This window comes from Leptothoe sp. EHU-05/26/07-4 (genome assembly GCF_043421015.1).
In the GTDB taxonomy this organism is placed as follows: Bacteria; Cyanobacteriota; Cyanobacteriia; order Phormidesmidales; family Phormidesmidaceae; genus Leptothoe; species Leptothoe turfae.
In genome coordinates, this window is the sequence record NZ_JAXSQV010000002.1 from 516,189 (window position 1) to 538,146 (window position 21,958).

Genomic DNA, 21,958 nt, shown 5'->3' on the forward strand with positions numbered 1-21,958 from the left:
TAGCCATTCTTAATCGTATTATTCGACAATACTTCCAGATATTCGTCACTGATGATCAATAACTGCCATAAGCTTCTCAGCTTCATCCTCAGTTAATTTCTCTAACTCCCCTACAATAATTTCCTCTAATACTAAAGCCATTTGAGATACAGAGGGTGCCTGAAAAAGAGAATTAATAGACATTTCCACCTGAAATTCTTGCTTAAGTTTAGAAATCAGCTGAAGTCCTATCAGAGAATCACCACCCAAATCAAAAAAATCATCATAGATTCCTATTTGCTCTATCCTCAGAATGCTTTGCCAAACATCAGCAACCCTTCGTTCAGTCTCGTTTCTAGGAGCCACATAATTATTCCTTAGCTCAGGTCGTGGATATTTTGATATCGCTTCTATAGTTTCAGATATTATTTCTACAGTTTCAGATATTGTTTCTACAGCCTTAGGTAAATCACGGGTTGATATAACAATTTGATTGAGCGAAGGCAAGGAACTTCCTAAAATACGCTGTAAAACCTCTATACCCTCAGATGGAGAAAGACTAGAAGCGTTAGACATAAAGGAGTCGGAAATTTTTTCTTGATAAATATTGCGTTTCCTATTTTTTATTGCTTCAACTGTCATGCCGACTTCTTCCCAATCATCCCAATTGATAGCAACTGTGAATGCGCTATGGTTTTTTTTATAGTATGTAAACGAATCTAAAAATTCATTTGCAGCACTGTATCCCACCTGTCCAAACTTCAGCTGATATAAGACATTTCCCAATGAGGAAAATAGAACAAAGAAGTCGAGCTTGATATCATTCAACAGTCGATCAAGTACCAAAGTGCCCTTGACTTTAGGTGCTAAAACACCTTCTGTCATTTGCTTTGTTCTATTTTGAATAATTCCTTCATAATCTGCCACTCCAGCAGTATGAAAAACACCATTAACGCTGCCAAAGTATTCCTTGACGTCCGTTAGAGCCTTTTCCATCTGTTGGCTATCTGCTACATCTGCACTAATGACTAAAACCTCTCCTCCTAATTTTTCAAGAGATTTAACTTTTCTAATTTTGCTGCAAATCGGATCTGCTTCATCATGATTGGCCAGCCAGTCTTCCCATTTTTCTCTAGGAATAAATGAAGAGCGCCCTAGCAAGACTATCTTTGCTTTGACAGTTTCAGCCAAATATTGGGCTACGGTGAAACCCATTCCACCAAACCCACCCGTAATTAGATAGACCCCCTCTTCTTTTAATTGACTTTTGGCCTCCATAGAGTGATCTAGTTGAATTTTCTCAAATGTTTTCCCCCAACGAGAAAGCCCACGATATGCAATTACAATATCAGGAGAGCTAACTGTCAATTCACCTAGAAGTTGATCTATCAGCTGATCATTACAGCCTGTGAGAAAGTTTGTATCATCACCAGGGATAGCTACATCTACACTACGACAGTAAACATTGGGATACTCTAGGGGAATGGTTTTTATAGCGCCAAGTAAGGTAGCCTTTTCAGGAGCGATGACCTCATCCCCTGTGACATCTTGTAAGTTGTTTGAAACAACAACAATTTTAAGTTCATCTGCTGAGCTACGCTTACCTAATGCTTGAGCTATAAAGATCAGGCTGTGGAGCCCTAAATCTTGAGAATGATCAAGTTTATCCAGTGTCAATTCTGAATGATTATTTGATGTCACACTCCATAAATGAGCAACAATATCTGGGAAGAATCCTATTGTATTAAGCTTATTAAATAGAGTGTTATAGTCATCAAGCTGTTGAGGGTTTAACGTATAGACTCTTTCATTCAGCTCTGCAAACGAGTTTCCAATTTTGACACAAATGACATTTTGTCCGAGCTGTATCAATTGGTCAGCTAATTTTTTCCCAAAACCAAACTCATCTATAAACACTAAAACATTATTCAGTGTTTTCTCTAGTTGCTTGGCTGGCAGGGGGAGTCGCTTCCAAGAGGGAACATAAAACCATTGAGCAATATCTGAACGTTTGCCAGTTTCTTTATGCTTCGCCCTTGCTGTTTCTTTTAATTTTGTCGGCTCAATCCAGTAACGCTGACGTTCAAAGGGATACGTCGGCAAGGGTAAGCGATGACGACGCTCATGTCCATAAAATGCATACCAATCTACCTCAACTCCCGACAACCAAAGCTGACCTAATCCCTTCAATAAAAACGCGACATCCGACCCCACTTCCTGCGGATGTCTAATAGAAGACAGAACCAACTGCTCAGACGCTTTCGCTGGATGACGCTTAGCTAATGTCGTTAACGTTCGACCTGGCCCTACCTCTAGCAATATCTGAGCCGGTTCTTTCATCAATTCTGCTACACCAGAGGCCCAACGTACCGTCTGTCTGAGATGAGACACCCAATATGACGCAGACGTTGCCTCCTGAGCCGTAATCCACGTTCCCGTGACATTCGAAAGATATGGAATGTTTGGTGCCTTCAACCTGACTCCTCGAAACTGTTGTTCAAACGTCTCTAAAATCGGCTCCATCATCTCTGAATGGAACGCATGAGACGTACGCAGACGCCGAGTTTCAATACCTTGGGTGGCTAACTGATTTTGCAACGCCTCAATTGCGGCTGTGGGCCCTGAAATAACGCATGCCGAAGGACCGTTAATCGCTGCTAGCGAAACCGATGGCCCCAGTAAACCACTGACCTCTTGCTCCGACAAAGGCACCGACAGCATACTCCCTGAGGGCAACCCCTGCATCAGCTTTCCGCGCGCCGATACTAAGGCCAAGGCATCCTCTAAAGACATAACACCGGATACCGTAGCCGCCACATATTCTCCGATACTGTGACCAATCAGGGCGTGCGGATGCACTCCCCAAGACATCCATAATTGGGCTAATGCATACTCAACGACAAACAACGCCGATTGGGTAATCGCTGTCTGTTGCAACTGCTCAGTTGCTGATAACAATTCCTCATCGCAGGGATAGAGAACTTGACGCAAATCCAATCCCATATGAGCTTTCAGGTGCTCACAGCAGAAATCCACGTGCTCCCTAAACGTGGCCTCATGCTGATAGAGCTCCTGGGCCATATTCACATATTGTGCGCCCTGACCCGAGAACATAAACACGATTGGACGTTCCCTTGGCTCTTCAAATTGAGTCCAGACCTGGTCCGGGGCTAACCTATTGAGGGCACTCTGGGCCTGCTCAATATCCTGGCATATCACCGCACGGCGATAGGGGAACGCCCTACGTCCTAGACTGAGGGTATACGCCACATCCGCTAGGGGCATCTCACCCTGCAGAAATTGAGACAAATTAGTCGTCGCTGTTTCCAATGCTGAACTCGTTTTAGCGGACAGTAACAACAGCTGAAATGGACGTGATGGCCCGGATGCTTCAATGGCAGGGGCTTCTTCTAGCACCACATGCGCATTCGTTCCACCAATCCCAAACGAACTCACACCGGCACGTCGGGGCGTACCATTCGTTTCCCAAGACGAGAGCTCCGTGTTGACATAGAAAGGGCTATTTGCAAAATCAATCTCAGGATTGGGGGTCTCAAAGTTCAGGCTCGGCGGTATCAACTGATGTTTTAGGGCTAAGACCGTCTTGATTAAACCTGTGACACCCGCGGCTGAATCTAAGTGCCCAACATTGGTCTTGACCGAACCAATAGCACAAAAGCCTTGTTTCTGGGTGCTGGCAGAATAGGCCTGTCTAAGTGCGGCAATTTCAATGGGATCTCCCAAAGGAGTTCCGGTACCATGAGTCTCCACGTAAGTGACGGTTTCAGGGTCTATGCCAGCTAGGGCCTGAGCCTCTAGGATCACGGCTGCTTGACCATCCACACTGGGAGCCGTGTATCCCACCTTTGAAGAACCGTCGTTGTTAATGGCTGAACCTTTGATAACTGCATGAATGTAGTCACAATCGGTCAGAGCGTCCTCTAATCTCTTGAGAACCACAATGCCCACCCCGCTACCACCAACTGTTCCCTGAGCTTGAGCGTCAAAAGCCCGGCAGTGTCCATCAGGAGACAGAATCATGCCTTCTTGGTACAAATATCCTGCCTTTTGCGGTGAGTGGATCGACACGCCTCCCGCCAGAACCATATCAGACTGATAACTTAGCAAACTCTGGCAGCCCATTTGAACGGCTACTAAAGAGGTCGAACAAGCCGTATTAACATTAACGCTTGGCCCGGTGAGATTTAGTTGGAAAGAAACTCTTGTTGAAACAAAGTCTTTATCATTGCCAATTAGTAATCGATAGATATCTGAAAAATCTGAGGTCTCAGAGCTTGAATTCAGATTTTGCAACAAATAGCCACTGAATCCTGCACCAGCATAGATACCAATTCGACCCTGATATGTTTGAGAGTCATAACCAGCGTTTTCTAAAGCCTGCCAAGCAGATTCTAAAAAGAAGCGATGTTGGGGGTCAGTAATTTCAGCTTCATGAGGTGTAAAGCCAAAAAATGAGGCGTCAAACAGCTCAGTATCAGATAAGACGCTTGCTGCTTTAACATAGTTAGGATTCTTCAACTCGGCTGAATCTATCCCTTCAGCTACCAACTCCTCATCCGTGAAGAAAGCAATAGACTCTACGCCGTCATGTAAATTTTGCCAAAACTCATCAATATTTTTGGCTCCAGGAAAGCGACCAACCATGCCAATTATGGCTACAGATTCTAAAGAATCTTCCTTTTCCCAACTATCCATTGGCCTTCCTCCCTTGTTGCCTAAGCCGTTGTCTCTGTTTTTTTATGGCTTCTTTTTGTCTGCTTGCACGATCATGTATACGTTTAGAATGAAGCTTTTGAATTTTTTCAAAGTCACCTTTACGAGCCAGATATTGTGCCAGTTCCTTTATAGTTGGATATTTGAAGAGTTCAACTATTGGTATTTCCGTATCAAGAACTTCATTTAATTTTGTTTGAACCCTAACAAGAAGTAAGGAATGCCCTCCCATGCTAAAGAAATTGTCATTAATTCCTACTTTCTCTAGCTTAAGGAGATCTTGCCAAACAGCAGCAATAACTCTTTCTGCCTCAGTTTGAGGCATCACATAAGCCTCTTCCAATTGTGGACGACCTTCTGGTACTGGTAAGGCATCTCGATCAACCTTTCCATTAGGCATAAGAGGGATAGCATCCAGCACTACGAAAGCCGAAGGAATCATATAGTTAGGTAGCTTTTCCTTCAGGAAGGTTTGTAGTTGATCACTATTGAAACCATAGTTTTGGTTCAAAACTAGATATGCCACTATTCGCTTATCACCTGGATGATCTTCCCAGACAAGAACTACGGCCTTACTTACTCCTGGGTGTTGCAATAAAGCAGCTTCGATTTCTCCAAGTTCTACGCGGAAACTGCGAACCTTCACTTGATGGTCAATGCGACCCAGAAACTCAATGTTCCCATCAGGTAAATATTTTGCCAAATCCCCGGTTCGATATAATTTTGAACTTCGAACTTTGAACTTTGAATGACTAAACGGATTGGATATGAATTTTTGAGCCGTTAACTCCGGACGATTGAGATAACCACGAGCAAGACCCACACCACCAATATACAGTTCTCCCGATACACCAATAGGTACTGGCTGACCCTCACCATCTAGAAGATAAATTTGAGTGTTCGCAATCGGACGACCAATCGGGATGACTCGGCTCACATCTTTACATTCATAAAAAGTGGCACATACGGTAGATTCAGATGGCCCATAGGCATTGAAAAATTGACGATTCTGAGACCATGCTGCAACCAATTCCGCTGAACAACTTTCTCCAGCAACGATAATAGTTTGCAACGCTGGCAGCTCTTCTCTCGGCAACGCAGCCAATGCTGTCGGTGGAAGAGTCACATGAGTGATTTCCTGGATACGCAATAGCTGCATTAAAGCAGGGCCTGGGAGTAGTGAAATTGGCGTTCCTAAATACAGGGTTGCTCCTGACCCCAAAGCCATCATAATTTCCCAGATTGAAGCATCAAAATTTAAAGAAGCAAATTGCAGAACGCGGCTACCTGGTTGAACATTGAAGCGACTTGGTTCCTGGGCTAGGTTACATAATCCCTGGTGGGTAACTAACACTCCCTTCGGATTTCCTGTGGAGCCGGAGGTATAAATCACGTAAGCTAACGTCTCGGCACTGCCTGCCGCGACAGGATTTATATCGTCTTCTTCAGCAATGAGGCCCCAGTCGGTATCTAACTCAATCACAGTTGCGGGATGCTCAGGAAGGTGTTGCCTCAGCTGCCTTGTTGTCAATAAAACCGAGACCTGGGAATCTGACAACATATACGTTAAGCGCTCGGCAGGATAGGCGGGATCTAAGGGCACATAGGCTCCACCAGCCTTGAGAATCCCCAATAAACCTATCACCATCTCTAGAGAGCGTTCTACACAGATACCGACGAGTACCTCTGGTTGAACCTTCTGTTTTTTGAGGTAGTGTGCAACCTGGTTGGCTCGCCGGTTTAATTCTGCATAAGTAAGTTTTTGTTCCTCAAAGACTAATGCGATCGCATTAGGTGTTTGCTCCACCTGCGCTTCAAACAGCTCATGAATACAGCTCTCTTTGGGATAATCTAATTGGGTTTGATTCCATTCCACCAATAGCTGATACTGCTCTGATTCTCTGAGTAGAGGCAACTCGGAAACTCGCTGTTGCGGATTAGTTGCGATCGCTTCAAGCAACGTTTGGAAATGCCCAGCCATGCGCTTAACAGTAGACCATTCAAATAAATCAGTGTTGTACTCCCAAAAACACTCAAGTTTTGAATCAGTCTCTGTAATATCTAAACCTAAATCAAGCAAAGCTCTGGTACGTTCAATCTCAAAGGGAGCTATGGTTAAACCAGGCAGCTCAAACCCCACCTTCGGAGTATTTTGGAAGTCAAACGACACCTGATACAACGGATTACGATCAGCATCTCGCTCTGGCTGCAGTTCTTCTACCAACCTTTCAAAGGGTAGATCTTGGTTGGCGTAGGCCCCCATCATTACCTTACGTACTCTATCTAAGAGTTCTTCAAAAGTAGGGTTGCCTGAAACATCGGTTCGTAACACCAGAGTATTAACAAAAAAACCAACCAGTTTTTCAACTTCAACTTGGTTACGGTTGGCAATGGCCGAACCCACTACAATATCTTCTTGCCCAGAGTATCGATAGAGTAGGACCTTAAACGCTGACAACAACGTCATAAACAGTGTAGAGCCTGCTTTCTGAGAGAGTGCTTTAAGCACTTTGGTCAAACTCTTGGGCAACACGAAGGATTGTCTCGCCCCTCGATAAGTTTGAATGGGTGGTCGTGGTCGATCTGTAGGAAGCTGCAGCAGAGGTGGAGAATTCTCTAACTGCTGCTTCCAATAAGAGAGCTGAAGCTTTATATTTTCTCCCTGTAACTGCTGTCGCTGCCAAACTGCAAAGTCCGCATATTGAATGGGTAGCTCAGGCAGTAACACCGATTTTCCAGCAGATAAGGCTTGATAAAGGGTTGACAATTCACGAATAATAACTCCTCCTGACCAACCATCAAAAATAATATGATGTATTGTGAATAGTAAAATATGCTCCTGATCGCGTAGCTGCAGCAATGTACAACGCATTAGAGGCCCTTGAGCTAAATCGAAGAAACCTTGAATGTCCTCAGTTGCTAACCGCTTGACTTTCTCCTTTTGATCAGCTTCAGACAACTGACATAGATCGATCACCGGCAGTGTCAAGGTAAGATTCGGAGCAATAATTTGAACTGGCTGTCCATCTACTAACTTGAAAGTAGTACGCAAAATTTCGTGACGTCGCACAATCTCGTTGAGACTCTGTTCCATTGCGACAAAATCAAGAATGCCCGTCAGCCGTATAGCTAGATTTTCATTATAAAAAGGATTATTGAGTTCCAATTGCTGGAGAAACCATAGCCCTTGCTGGGTAAAGGACAAGGGTAAGTTTGCATTCCTTGATGCAGGCAAGATACATGGAGTGTTGGAATTCAAAGCAAGATCAGTGCTTTTAAGAAACTCAATGATCGCTGATTTGTGCTCTTGCAGCTGGGTCTTCAGCACTGGTGTAAGCGTTCCTTCAGGAGCACTATAATGCAGCTTCCCATCATCAACCCAGAATCTTACATCTAGGCTTTGGAAATAAGACAAGAGTTCTTCAATGTGCTTCATAATACTCCCTCATCTCGTTTAGCCGCAGTGAAATCAACAAAATTTGGCTGTTTTTGAGTCGTCAAACGCATATTCTTAATTTGCTCAGATATATCAGCCACCGTGGGTGTTTCAAATACACTATTTACAGACAATTCTGCATGGAATGCCTTGTTTGCTCGAGATATAACCTGCGTTGCTAAAAGAGAATCACCTCCCAACTCAAAAAAGTTGTCGTAAATTCCTATCTGCCCTATGCCAAGAACCTCTTGCCAAATGTCAGTCAGATTTTTCTCAGTATCATTTCTAGGAGCAACATAAGCACTGTTTAGTTCAGGTCGTGGATGTCTTGATAGACCTGAACTAGGCTCCTCTAAAGCCTCTATCTTGCTTAGTGTGGGATAAATATTGTCATCGTTGATTTGAGCTATCAAATCACTTGCCGATACAATAACTTGAGATAGGTTGCCTCCCAAGATTCGCTTAAATACCTCTATACCTTCTGAGATAGATACCCCATCCTTAAGAAAGTCCACCTTGAATTTACTAATGGGTCCAGCAGGATCTTTATACCAGTCATGATCATCTGTTTGGGACAGTTGGGTTCCAGCTAACTTTTTCGCTGCCTCCACCGCCATTCCACTTCCTAGCCAACTACCCCAGTTAATAGATATTGCGGGCGTTCCATCTTTGAAAGTTTTATAATGAGCAAATACATCCAGAAAATTGTTGGCAGAAGAATAACTCATCTGCCCGGCTAAGGGAGTAACTGAAGCACGCGATGAACAAAGAATCCAAAAATCTAACTCAAACGTCTTCAAAACTTCATCAAGCACCAATGTGCCCTGTACCTTAGGCAATAAAACACTTTCTGCATCCTCACGTGCCTTACGCCCAATAACTCCATCACCGAGAATACCAGCGGCATGGATAACACCATTAATCTGGCCAAATCGCTCCTGAGTTTGAGCAATCACTTGTTGCATCGCTTCGAGATCAGCCACATCTGCTTCAGCAATCAGAACCTCAGCTCCAAGCTCTTCCAACTTCTTCAACCGGCCAATCTTATCACTGATCTCATCGTCGAGTTCATGACTGTTTAACCACTCATCCCATTTATCTTTTGCCGGAAATGCTGAACGACCTGTGAGCACCAATCTGGCTTGCACAGTCTGAGCTAAGTATAAAGCCAGGGCAAGCCCAATGGTTCCCAATCCACCTGTAATGAGATAAACTCCTCCCTCTCTTAATCTTGAGGTTCCCTCAAAAGTCTCATCTAAACGCGCTTGCTCAATAGTCAGAGCCCAGCGATGCATGCCGCGATAGGCAATTATCGGTTCAGTCGTATTGACACTAAACTCCGCTAATAGATTCTCTACAAGGTTTTCCATATGCCAACATCCGCTTTCAGGAAGCAGAACGTCAATGCTACGACAATGGATGTTGGGATACTCTAGCGGAATAACTCTAACTGCTCCTAACAAAGTGGCTTTTTCGGGAGAGAGTTTCTCTTCACCCGTTACTGACTGTAGGTCGTTAGAAATAATGGTAACCTGCAACTCATCAGCCAGATTCTGGTTTGTAAGAGCCTGCACTAGAAAAAGTAGAGAGTAGAATCCTTTTGATTGAACTTGATCAATCACTGCCAGCTTTGATTCAGTTCTCTCCTGCGATGTAACATTCCAAAGATGAAGAACTTTAGTGGGTTTTAAACCAAGGGCAAGCAGTTCTTCGAGCAGAGCACTATAGTCATCCCTTTGTTGAGGATTAATCGTATACGTTCGTTGGCTTTGCTCTACCTGATTGCTGCTAAATTTCTCCCCAATTCCGACCGTAATGACGTCATGGCCCTCAAGCTCTAGTCGTTCAAGAATCTGTGCTCCTAACCCACACTTATCAACAAACACTAACCAACATTCCGGCTGACGCGTCTGCTCTTTTGCTCGGAACGGTAATGGAGCTGTAGAGCGCTTCCATGAGGGAATGTAGAACCACTCAGCCATGTCCGGATTCTTGTTTAATAAGGCTTGAGAAGTGGGTTCATTTTTATACTCAAGGGGTACGGTAAATGCTGCTGAAGTCGTTAACGTGTCAGGCATTGATGCCTGAGCCACTAGAATATGCTGTCCCAAAGATTCGCTTTCAGGAAAAGCAGCCACTTCAACAAAACCATGACGCAAAAGCGCTTCCCGCCACTGCTGCTTGGATAAAAATGGATTACCTATGCTACGTTCTTCATCCTCTAGCGGATTCATCAACAGACCCCAAGTAACATCAAAGTCTAGGGCTGCTTCAGTGATCTCCAAGATCAGCAATAGGCCATTAGGTGCTAGCAAAGAGCGAACATGGTGGAGAGTTGCGTCTATGTTCTTGGTTGCATGCAGTACATTAGCTGCTATTACCACATCAAAACTGTGATTTTCATATCCCTGTTGACTGGGAGGCTGCTCAATGTCTAAGAAACGATAGTCAATGAACGGATAGGTACCAAACTTCTTTTCACCACTGCTTAAGAAATAGCCGCCGACATCAGTAAACGTATAGTTTGTTTGTTTAGACGGTAATAACGGGAGTAATTCTCGAGTAGCTAAACCTTGCCCCCCCCCAATTTCCAAAACTCTCAAGTTTGTTAATTGGGGCAATGAGTCTGTGATTTGCTTAACAATTACCCGCAATATGCTGTTGTAATAGGTATGCCAAGGCCATACTATGCTGGCATCCCCAAAATCGTCAGGAGCATATATAAGATCCTGAAAAAATTCCAAAGGCTCTTTCTGACCTCTAAGGACAGACGCGAGATTTTTACCACAGCGCTCTACTAAATCGATCGCTGTCGGTACATCTGCCCATCTAAGCCTAACTTCCTTTAAGAAATCATTGACAGAACCTGTTAAACAGGGCGCAAGATTGCCAAATAACTCCCCATCTTTCTGTAAGTGACCATGTTCTACCAATACGTGCAGCCATCGAGACAACAGTTGCCGGTAGCGAGCATTAATCTGAAACTGCTCACAAAGAGACTCAATTGAATATTTCTGAGTATCTTCTTCAAAAGCACCTAATTGTCTAAGCGCTCGATTCATATAAGCAAGGCACAAAGCTTCTAGGCTGGGTCGATTTTCTAAATAAGCCTGCTCATCGAACTCTGCCGTTCCCGCAATCGACTGATGCTGGGCAGCCTGAACCAGTAATTTCCACAGTTCTGGCGCGGTTAGTAAGGGGCTATACCCCTCAATTAATTGGGTTGGAGGCTCAATCCAGTAACGCTGGCGTTCAAAGGGATACGTCGGCAAGGGTAAGCGATGACGACGCTCATGTCCATAAAACCCACACCAATCTACCTCAACTCCTGACAACCAAAGCTGACCTAATCCCTTCAATAAAAACGCGACATCCGACCCCACTTCCTGCGGATGTCTAATAGAAGACAGAACCAACTGCTCAGACGCTTTCGCTGGATGACGCTTAGCTAATGTCGTTAACGTTCGACCTGGCCCTACCTCTAGCAATATCTGAGCCGGTTCTTTCATCAATTCTGCTACACCAGAGGCCCAACGTACCGTCTGTCTGAGATGAGACACCCAATATGACGCAGACGTTGCCTCCTGAGCCGTAATCCACGTTCCCGTGACATTCGAAAGATATGGAATGTTTGGTGCCTTCAACCTGACTCCTCGAAACTGTTGTTCAAACGTCTCTAAAATCGGCTCCATCATCTCTGAATGGAACGCATGAGACGTACGCAGACGCCGAGTTTCAATACCTTGGGTGGCTAACTGATTTTGCAACGCCTCAATTGCGGCTGTGGGCCCTGAAATAACGCATGCCGAAGGACCGTTAATCGCTGCTAGCGAAACCGATGGCCCCAGTAAACCACTGACCTCTTGCTCCGACAAAGGCACCGACAGCATACTCCCTGAGGGCAACCCCTGCATCAGCTTTCCGCGCGCCGATACTAAGGCCAAGGCATCCTCTAAAGACATAACACCGGATACCGTAGCCGCCACATATTCTCCGATACTGTGACCAATCAGGGCGTGCGGATGCACTCCCCAAGACATCCATAATTGGGCTAATGCATACTCAACGACAAACAACGCCGATTGGGTAATCGCTGTCTGTTGCAACTGCTCAGTTGCTGATAACAATTCCTCATCGCAGGGATAGAGAACTTGACGCAAATCCAATCCCATATGAGCTTTCAGGTGCTCACAGCAGAAATCCACGTGCTCCCTAAACGTGGCCTCATGCTGATAGAGCTCCTGGGCCATATTCACATATTGTGCGCCCTGACCCGAGAACATAAACACGATTGGACGTTCCCTTGGCTCTTCAAATTGAGTCCAGACCTGGTCCGGGGCTAACCCATTGAGGCCATTCTGAGCCTGCTCAATATCCTGGCATATCACCGCACGGCGATAGGGGAACGCCCTACGTCCTAGACTGAGGGTATACGCCACATCCGCTAGGGGCATCTCACCCTGCAGAAATTGAGACAAATTAGTCGTCGCTGTTTCCAATGCTGAACTCGTTTTAGCGGACAGTAACAACAGCTGAAATGGACGTGATGGCCCCGATGCTTCAATGGCAGGGGCTTCTTCTAGCACCACATGCGCATTCGTTCCACCAATCCCAAACGAACTCACACCGGCACGTCGGGGCGTACCATTCGTTTCCCAAGACGAGAGCTCCGTGTTGACGTAGAAAGGGCTATTTGCAAAATCAATCTCAGGATTGGGGGTCTCAAAGTTCAGGCTCGGCGGTATCAACTGATGTTTTAGAGCTAAGACCGTCTTGATTAAACCCGTGACACCCGCGGCTGAATTAAGATGTCCAATGTTAGGTTTGACCGAGCCAACACCACAGAAATTCTTCTTCTGAGTGCTAGCTTGAAATACTTTTTCCAGCGCCCTTATTTCGATAGGATCACCCAATGCTGTGCCAGTTCCGTGGGTTTCGATATAAGTAATCGTTTCGGGATTAAATCTTGCAATGGCCTGACTTTCAGCAATCACAGCTGCTTGACCATCCACACTGGGAGCCGTATACCCTACTTTCGAAGAACCGTCGTTGTTAATGGCTGAACCTTTGATGACTGCGTGAATGTAGTCACCATCTGCCAGAGCGTCCTCTAATCTCTTGAGAACCACAATGCCCACCCCATTGCCAAAAACGGTTCCTCGAGCATCAGCATCAAAGGCGCGACAATGACCATCGGGGGAAGTAATTCCTCCTTCTTGATACAAATAGCCAGCTTTTTGTGGAACCTCTATCGAAATGCCCCCAGAAAGCGCTAAATCGCACTCGTAACTGAGCAATCCTCGACATGCCAAATGCACCGCTACTAGTGATGTAGAACAAGCCGTGCTCACATTAAAACTTGGGCCATTCAAATTAAGTTTGTAAGAAACCCGTGTAGGAATGTAGTCTTTATCGTTACCAATCAAAACCACTTCCTTGGCCAGAGATTTAAACAGGTGAGGGTTTGAACTCAGGTTATTAAGTAAGTAGCTACTTAAGCTACCTCCCGCATAAACACCCGTTAGCCCTTTATGTGATTCACAAGCATAGCCGGCACTTTCAAGAGCTTCCCAAGCACATTCCAAAAAAAGGCGGTGCTGGGGATCCATCACCTCAGCTTCACGAGCAGAAAAGCCAAAGAATTGAGCATCAAACAGCTCAACATCATCTAACAGAGAACCAGCTTTTATGTAGTTTTGACAACGCAACAAAGAAGGGTCCACTTGAGAAGCAAACAACTCTTCGTCTGTAAAAAATGAAATAGATTCAACACCGTTGCAAAGGTTCTGCCAAAAATGGTCAACGGTATTTGCCCCTGGGAAACGGCCCGCCATGCCAATAATAGCGATACCTTTCAAGGAACTAGAAATTGCCTGATTATCCACGTCCCTCTCTCCTTTGCCTGATCAATCGGATTTCCTCTTCCATAGCTTCCTGTTGCCGCTTGGCACGGTCATGAGCTTTCTGAAAAGTAGGTTTCTCGACTTGCTCTTGGCCTATATATTTTGTCAAGTCGCTTATGGTCGGATATTGAAATAAATCAGTTGTTGAAAAATCTCTTTTGAACATTTCTTGCAGTTTGCTGCGCACCTGAACTATCAAGAGCGAATCACCACCGAGTTCAAAGAAATTATCGGAAATCCCTATCTGATTTATGCCAAGAACGTCTTGCCAAATATCGGTAAGTCCTTTTTCAATTTCATTTCTGGGGGGAACGTAGGCATTATTCAGCTCAGGCCGTGAATGTACCGATTGTGTCGATAAACCTAACTTAAGCTTGTCTATCGTCTCTAACTGATTCTTCTTTTGACGATTACTAGGCCTAACTTCAGCTAGTAAATCAGTAGTCGATACCAAGGCCTGAGCTAATTTACCCCCCAAAATTCGCTTAAATGCTTCTATGCCTTCCGAGGGTGACAATCCATCTTTAAGAAAGTCCATTTGGGAGGCGCTATTAGATACGGCAGGCTTTTCAAGCCAGTTAGAAGCAGATACCAAAACAGCAGAAGGCTGATGAGCTGGCACAGCGATAGCGAGAGTCTTTTCAACTCCATGACCTACAGAACTATCTGCAAACAGCAAGGTTTCTCTTATCTCTTTGTCCTCTAGAGAAACCACAATCTTGCCAATATGCTTGGCTTCAGCCATGTATTTAAAGGCATCAACTATTTCCGTTATTGAAAATACTCGATGGGGAAGGGGAGCAAAATCACCTGCTTGGAAGTGAAGCACGACCTCTCGCCATAAGGAGCTAAAGTCAGGTAGTTCCAAGTCTGCCTGAATCGCAAAGAATGATAAGCGTTTCTCAAAAACACTCAAGTCTAATTGGCTATGACTAAGGATATCTCGCAAACCGAGTTCAAGGAAGCGTCCATAGCGTGCCAGAACTGAGAGGCCCTTTGGTATAAATTCTCCACTTAATGAATTCAAAACCACATCCACTCCCCTACCGTTAGTGTACTTCATGACTTCATCAGCAAAAGCAACAGACCGGGAGTCCATAACATTTTCAATACCTAATGAATGCAAGAATTGACGTTTTTCTGGGTTGCCAGCTGTAGCATAAATTTGAGCCCCTACCCATTTGGCTATTTGTACAGCAGCCATCCCAACACCACCACTGGCGGCATGGATCAAAACTTTTTCACCTTGGCAAAGCCTACCCATTTTGATTAAGGCATAGTAAGCAGTCGTAAATGCGATTGGAATTGTTGCTGCCTCCTGCAAACTGAGATTCTTTGGCTTTAAGACAACTAACTTAGCAGGAGTCGTAATAAATCGGCTAAAGCATGCAGAACCAAAGGCAATCACCTCATCTCCAACTTCAAACCCCTCAACACCTTCTCCTATGGCAACAATTTTGCCAGCACACTCAAGTCCAAGCTTAAAATCAGAGGAAGCAGGAATTAAGCCCAGTGCAAAAAGCACTTCTTTGAAATTGAGACCAGTAGCACTGACCTCAATTTCAATTTCACCTGCACCAGGCTTCTGACGAACATCAGGGCGAAATGTCAGTGTCTCTAGCATGCCAGGGGAAGAAATGTGCAAGTGAAAATTCTCGCTTTCTGAGGCAGGGCGCGTACCTTTACTTTGGATACTAGACTGCTTAGCAATAGTTGCATCAGCTCTTTCCAGGCTTACCTTTCTCAGGACATATTCTTCAATCTCAAGCAAATCGGTTCCCTGATCATCCATGATGGTAACGTTGAAGCTTAGGACTTCCGCTTGAGGCTGACTACTTTCAACCGCTCTAACGTAGCTATATATCTTAGATGGAAGAGTCCCCTTTATCTTCAATCTCTTATATGAAAATGGTAAATAACAATCTCCACTATTGAGCACCGGGAAACTAGTAGCGCGATCTAATAATGCCGGATGTAGCTTATGTAAATCAAGGTCACTAATAAAAATATCAGGCAATTCTAGCCTAGCCAACCCTTTATTGTTTCCTGACTTTATTCGTTGTAAATTATCCCATCTTTCTCCAAATTCAGAGAATTCTTCTGAGGAATCATATCTTTGTCTGGATGCGATTACTTTCTCCTGGCTAAAGCTTTCCTCAATTTCCTGAAGATTTCGTTTTTCAGGAGGTTTTGCTTCTGTTAAGACTATTTTGCCCGTGGCATGTTCAATCCATTGATCAGCATCAGAGTTTAATCGGCTAATAATCAGAAAGTCGAAACTATTCTCTTGTTTTTGTAAGAGCGTACGAACTTCCTTTTCTTCTGTGTCTTCCAATACCAGAGGCCTTAGGAGAGTCACATCTTGGATTTCGAGTGTCCCTTTTCCAATGTGGCTTTCACAAGCAGCCCAAGCCATTTCTAGATAAGCAGTTCCTGGGAGTGTCGCCTTCCCTCTGATTCGATGTTCATCTAAAAACCAGTGTTTTTCTACACTTAGAATAGATACATATATTTCCTTTGATCCCTCGATTAAGCATCGGTCAAATAAAGGGTTCGTAACCGATTTTGATTGAGGTTGCGAAACATTTTGGCTTCGAGCTAGTTTTTTCGCTGCTTCTACTGCCATCCCACTCCCCTGCCAACTGGACCACCAATTAATAGAGGTAGTCAATGTTCCATCTACAGCAGTCTTATAGTGAGCAAACGCATCAAGAAAGTTGTTAGCCGAGGAATAGCTAATCTGTCCCACAAGAGGATCAATTGCAGAACGCGATGAGCAAAGAATCAGGAAATCTAATTCAACTTCCTTCAAAAGGGCATCGAGCACTAATGTACCTTTGACCTTAGGCGCTAGAACACCCTCCGCATCCTCACGTGTCTTGAAGCTAATAAGACCATCTCCCAAAATCCCTGCAGCATGAACGACTCCATTAATCGGACCAAACTGCTCTTGAGCCTTTGCCATCATCTGCTGCATGGCATCAAGGTTTGCGACATCCACCTGCGCTACCAAAACCTCAGCCCCTAGTTCTTCCAAGTCCCTTAGCTGGCTAATTTTACGACTAATTTCATCATCACGATCATGGTTGGTTAGCCACTCATCCCACTTATCCTTTGCAGGAAAAGTCGAACGCCCCGTCAGAATTAGTTTGGATTGAACAGCTTTCGCTAAATATGAAGCTAGAGACAAACCAATGGTTCCTAAGCCTCCGGTAATTAGATAAACTCCCCCCTGCTTTAGCGGTGGAATTTCGCCAAAGGCCCTATCCAATCGCACCGGCTCAAAGGTGGGCACCCAGCGATGAGCACCCCGGTAGGCAATCACTTTCTCTGAGGAATCAAGCCTGACCTCTACCAACAGATCTTCTATGAGCTTCTCCGCTTGCCAACTACTCGCTTCAGGTAAATTAATGTCAATACTTCGACAGCCAATGTTGGGATATTCTTGCGGAATAACTCTCACTGCGCCAAGCAAAGTAGCTTTTTCAGGGGAGAGCCTCTCTTCACCCGTCACAGGCTGCAGGTTGTTTGAAATGACGCTGATTTGCAATTCATTAGTCAGATTCTGCTTCTCCAGAGCCTGCACTAGAAACAGCAGTGAGTAAAGCCCTCTATCCTGAGCTTGGTCAATTGCTTCGAGTTCTAATGTGGGATGATGATCCGGCAAGGTCACATTCCACAAATGTAGAATTTTTGTAGGCCTCAAACCTTGATCAGCGAGGTCTTTGAGCAGAGTATTATAATCATCTTTCTGATGCGGATTGATGGCGTATGACCGTTTCAATTGGGGAAATTTACTCTTCTTAAGAAATTTCTCTCCAATCTCGACAGTAACCACATCATGCCCCTGCCGCTCAAGCTGCGTCAGGATTGAAGCGCCTAACCCCCATTCATCAACCAATGCCAGCCAACATTCCGGCTGCATCGCCTGACTCTCTGATGGAACAGACGGTGGCATCGAACGCTTCCATGAGGGCATGTAGAACCAATCTGCAATATCGCTCTTTTTCTCTAACGAAACCTGAGGAGTTTGCTCGGTCGCTTTCGGTTCAAGGATGGTGGTAAATGCTGCTGGAGTCGAAGCGGTTTCAGGCATCGATGCCTGCGCTATGAGAACATGCTGCCCCAGAGCGTCCGTTTCGGGGAAAGCCTCCACTTCAACAAACCCATGACGCAAAAGGGCTTCTTGCCACTGCTGTCTGGATAAAAACGGATTACCTCGGCTGCGATTCTCATCTTCTAACGGGTTCATTAACAAACCCCAAGTAATGTCGAAGTCCAAGGCAGCTTCCGTAATCTCCCAAATCAACAACAACCCATTGGGGGCCAATAAAGAGCGAACATGTTGAAGGGTTTCAGACATGTTTTTGGTTACGTGCAGCACATTAACGGCTACCACCACATCATAGCTGTGGGCTTCATATCCTTGTTCCGTAGGAGGTCGCTCTATATCCAGAAGACGATAGTCAATAAATGGATAGTCGATAAATTTCTTTTTGCATCTGTTTAAGGCAGCGGCTCCCACATCCGTAAAGGTGTAGTTCGTTCGTTCCAAGGGCAATACAGGGAGCAATTCCCGCGTCGTCAACCCCTGGCCACCACCAATTTCGAGAACTCTCAGCTGCGTTAACCTCGGCAATGAGTCGACGACTTGCTTAGCAATCTCCTGAAACATGCTATTGTAGTAGGTATGCCAGGGAAATTCAATGTTGGCATCTGCCGCTTCATCAAAGTCGTATAGTAATCCCTGAAAAAGTTCTAACGGTTCTTTCTCACCCCTCAGGACAGAAGTGAGATTTTCACCACAACGTTCAACTAAATCGATCGCCTTCGGTGCACTTGCCCATTTGACTCTGACATTCGTCAAGAGTGCTTCTACAGACTCTAAAGAACACGGCTTTAGATGACTCAATAACTCTCCATCTTGTTGCAGATGTTCCTGTTCTACCAACACTTGCAACCATCGAGACAGAAGTTGCCGATAGCGAGAACTTATCTGAAACTGCTCAAAAAGCGTTTCGATTGAATATTGCTGAGAGTCCTCTGCAAACGCGCCCAATTGCCTTAGGGCACTGTTCATATAGGCGAGGCACAGAGCCTTCAAGCTGGGTTGGTTCTCTAAGTAAGCCTGCTCGTCGAACTCAGCAGTTCCAATCGTTGCCTGATGTTGACCAGCTTGCACAAGAGATTTCCATAAATCTGATGCGGTTGGTAAGGATTGAAAATCCTCAGTTACCTGTTTTGGGGGATCAATCCAATAGCGCTCACGCTCAAATGGATAGGTTGGCAAAGGGAGTCGATGGCGTTGCTCATGGGCGTAAAATCCTGACCAATTCACCGATCCACCGGCTAACCAGAGTTGTCCAAAGGTGTTCAACAAAAACGCAACATCCGATTGTTTTTCTTGAGGATGACGGAGTGACGTTAATACTACCTGCTCAGGCTTCCTCTCTGGGTGCTGCTTAGCTAATTTACTTAATGTTCTACCAGGCCCTACCTCTAGCAACAGGCGATTAGGTCGCTGCAACAAGACTTGCAATCCGTCAGCGAAACGGACGGTTTGTCGTAGATGAGCAGCCCAATAAGTCGGAGAGGTTGCTTCCTGGGCAGTAATCCAGGTACCGGTAAGATTGGAAATATAGGGAATTTGTGGAGTTGTCAGATCAACTTGCCTAACCTGCTCTTGGAAAGCCTCTAAAATAGGCTCCATCATCTGCGAATGGAAGGCATGGGAAGTGTGCAGACGCCGCCCTTCCACTCCAGCAGAAGATAACCGATTTTGGAGGGCTTCTATGGCCTCTGTTGGCCCCGAAACGACACAGGAAGTTGCACCATTAATAGTCGCTAGAGAGAGCGCTTCACCCAGTAAAGGATGTACCTCTTTTTCTGACAAAGGAACCGCCAGCATACTTCCTGGGGGCAATTGCTGCATCAACTGACCGCGTACTGTCACAATGGCCAACGCATCTTCGAGGGAAAACACACCCGCGAGACATGCTGCCACATATTCACCAATGCTGTGACCGATCATTGCCACCGGATGCACGCCCCAAGACATCCATAATTGAGCTAAAGCATACTCAACAACAAACAGAGCCGGTTGAGTAATCGCCGTCTGCTGTAGCTGTTGGGCGGCATCTTCAAACTCCGCTGCGGTTGGATATAACAGCTGCCGCAAATCCAACCCGAGTTGGGGTTGAAGCAAGTCACAACAGCGATCGCACACTTGGCGAAATACGGGCTCGCTTTGGTATATCTCCTGCGCCATGTTCAAATATTGCGCACCTTGACCGGTGAACATGAACACAACAGAACGCTCGGTTAAATCTTGAAATTGAGTTATAACTCGTTGCGGAGTTGTCGCTAGGGCTTTTTGTAAGTCCTCGATGTCTTCTGCCAAGATCATGCGGCGATGACTAAACTCTTGACGACCCATTTGGAGGGTATAGGCAACATCGGCTAAGTTCAGATCTGGATGGTGATTTAAGTGTGTTGCCAAGTTAGCCGTCAACGTTTCCAAAGCCGAACTGGTTTTAGCTGAAAGCAGCACTAGTTGCTTAGCTCTAGACGCACTGGATACTTCTAAAACAGGGGCTTCTTCTAGAATGACGTGGGCATTAGTGCCACCAAAGCCGAAGGAACTCACGCCAGCACGGCGAGGAGTCCCATTGGCTTCCCACTTAGAAAGCTCCGCATTAACATAAAAAGGACTATCTTTAAAATCAATCTGGGGATTGGGCGTCTCAAAATTAAGCGTCGGTGGCAACAGTTTGCGGTCAAGCGCAAAAATAGTTTTAATTAAACCGGCAATCCCAGCTGCTGCGTCTAGATGTCCAACATTTGTTTTTACTGAACCCAGGGCACAGTAGCCCTTCTTATCTGTATCGGCTCGAAATGCTCGTTTTAACGCTGCGACTTCGATGGGATCTCCTAGGGTTGTTCCGGTGCCGTGGGCTTCGACGTAGGTGATGGTTTCTGGCTCCACTTCAGCCATGATTTGGGCCGCTCTAATGGCCCTGGCTTGACCTTCCTCACTCGGAGCTGTGTAGCCAACCTTAACCGCTCCATCGTTATTAACAGCAGACCCTTTAACCACGGCATAAATATGATCCCTATCGGCGATCGCATCTTCAAGCCGCTTGAGGACCACAACACCAATGCCATTGCCACCAATTGTGCCATTCGCCTTAGCATCAAACGCCCTGCAATGACCATCCGGAGACGCGATTTCGCCTGGGGATAAGGTTAATTCGGTTTGGGGAACTTTGACAGCAACCCCTGTGGCCAAAGCCATATCGCATTCACCGCTGAGCAAGCCTTGACAAGCTAAATGAACTGCCACGAGTGAGCTTGAACATGCTGTTCCAACACTCATGCTCGGTCCCTTGAGGTTTAACTTATAAGAGACACGGGTGGGCAGATAATCTTTATCAACGCCCACCAAGGTTGGCAAAAATCCTCTTGACTTTATCAGATTATGATTTGGGCTCAGGTTGTAGAGCAAGTAAGTGCCCATGCCCACACCAGCATAAACGCCTATTGGCCTTTCCTCCACCTCAGAGTTATAGCCTGCGTTTTCTAGCGCCTCCCAAGCACACTCTAAAAACAAGCGATGCTGCGGATCCATTGTCTCCGCTTCTCTAGGATTGAAGCCAAAAAATGAAGCATCAAACAGTTCAATATCTTCAAGAACAGCGCCCACTTTAACTGGCCCACTAGGCTTATCAGAAGCTACACCGTCAGAGCCTGGATTAGAGAAAATCGAGGTCAGCTCTACACCATTTATCAGATTTTCCCAAAAACTCTCAACATTTTTGCTCCTTGGAAAACGTCCTGAAACGCCAATTACAGCTACTTCTAAGCCAGTTAATTCAGACATCATGACCACATATCATCACAAAACTGT

General features: G+C 45.4%; 4 protein-coding genes and 1 pseudogene. All 5 read right to left on the minus strand.

Annotated features, from left to right (window positions below):
• Positions 1-45: 45 nt before the first annotated feature.
• A complete protein-coding gene (locus tag U2F10_RS04080) occupies positions 46-4,695 on the minus strand; it encodes a type I polyketide synthase (protein WP_499870905.1) in 4,650 nt (1,549 codons plus the stop codon).
• Positions 4,688-8,149, minus strand: a complete 3,462-nt coding sequence (locus U2F10_RS04085) for a non-ribosomal peptide synthetase (protein ID WP_499870906.1) — start codon at positions 8,147-8,149, stop codon at positions 4,688-4,690. Before U2F10_RS04085 ends, U2F10_RS04080 begins: the two co-directional genes overlap by 8 nt.
• Positions 8,146-14,034, minus strand: a complete 5,889-nt coding sequence (locus U2F10_RS04090; RefSeq protein ID WP_499870908.1) for an SDR family NAD(P)-dependent oxidoreductase — start codon at positions 14,032-14,034, stop codon at positions 8,146-8,148. Before U2F10_RS04090 ends, U2F10_RS04085 begins: the two co-directional genes overlap by 4 nt.
• A complete protein-coding gene (locus U2F10_RS04095; protein ID WP_499871602.1) occupies positions 14,027-19,132 on the minus strand; it encodes an SDR family NAD(P)-dependent oxidoreductase in 5,106 nt (1,701 codons plus the stop codon). The genes U2F10_RS04090 and U2F10_RS04095 overlap by 8 nt, the downstream gene beginning before the upstream one ends.
• Before the next feature lie 150 nt (positions 19,133-19,282).
• Positions 19,283-21,934: pseudogene (locus tag U2F10_RS04100) on the minus strand (type I polyketide synthase); the annotation flags it as partial.
• Between the last annotated feature and the right edge of the window lie 24 nt (positions 21,935-21,958).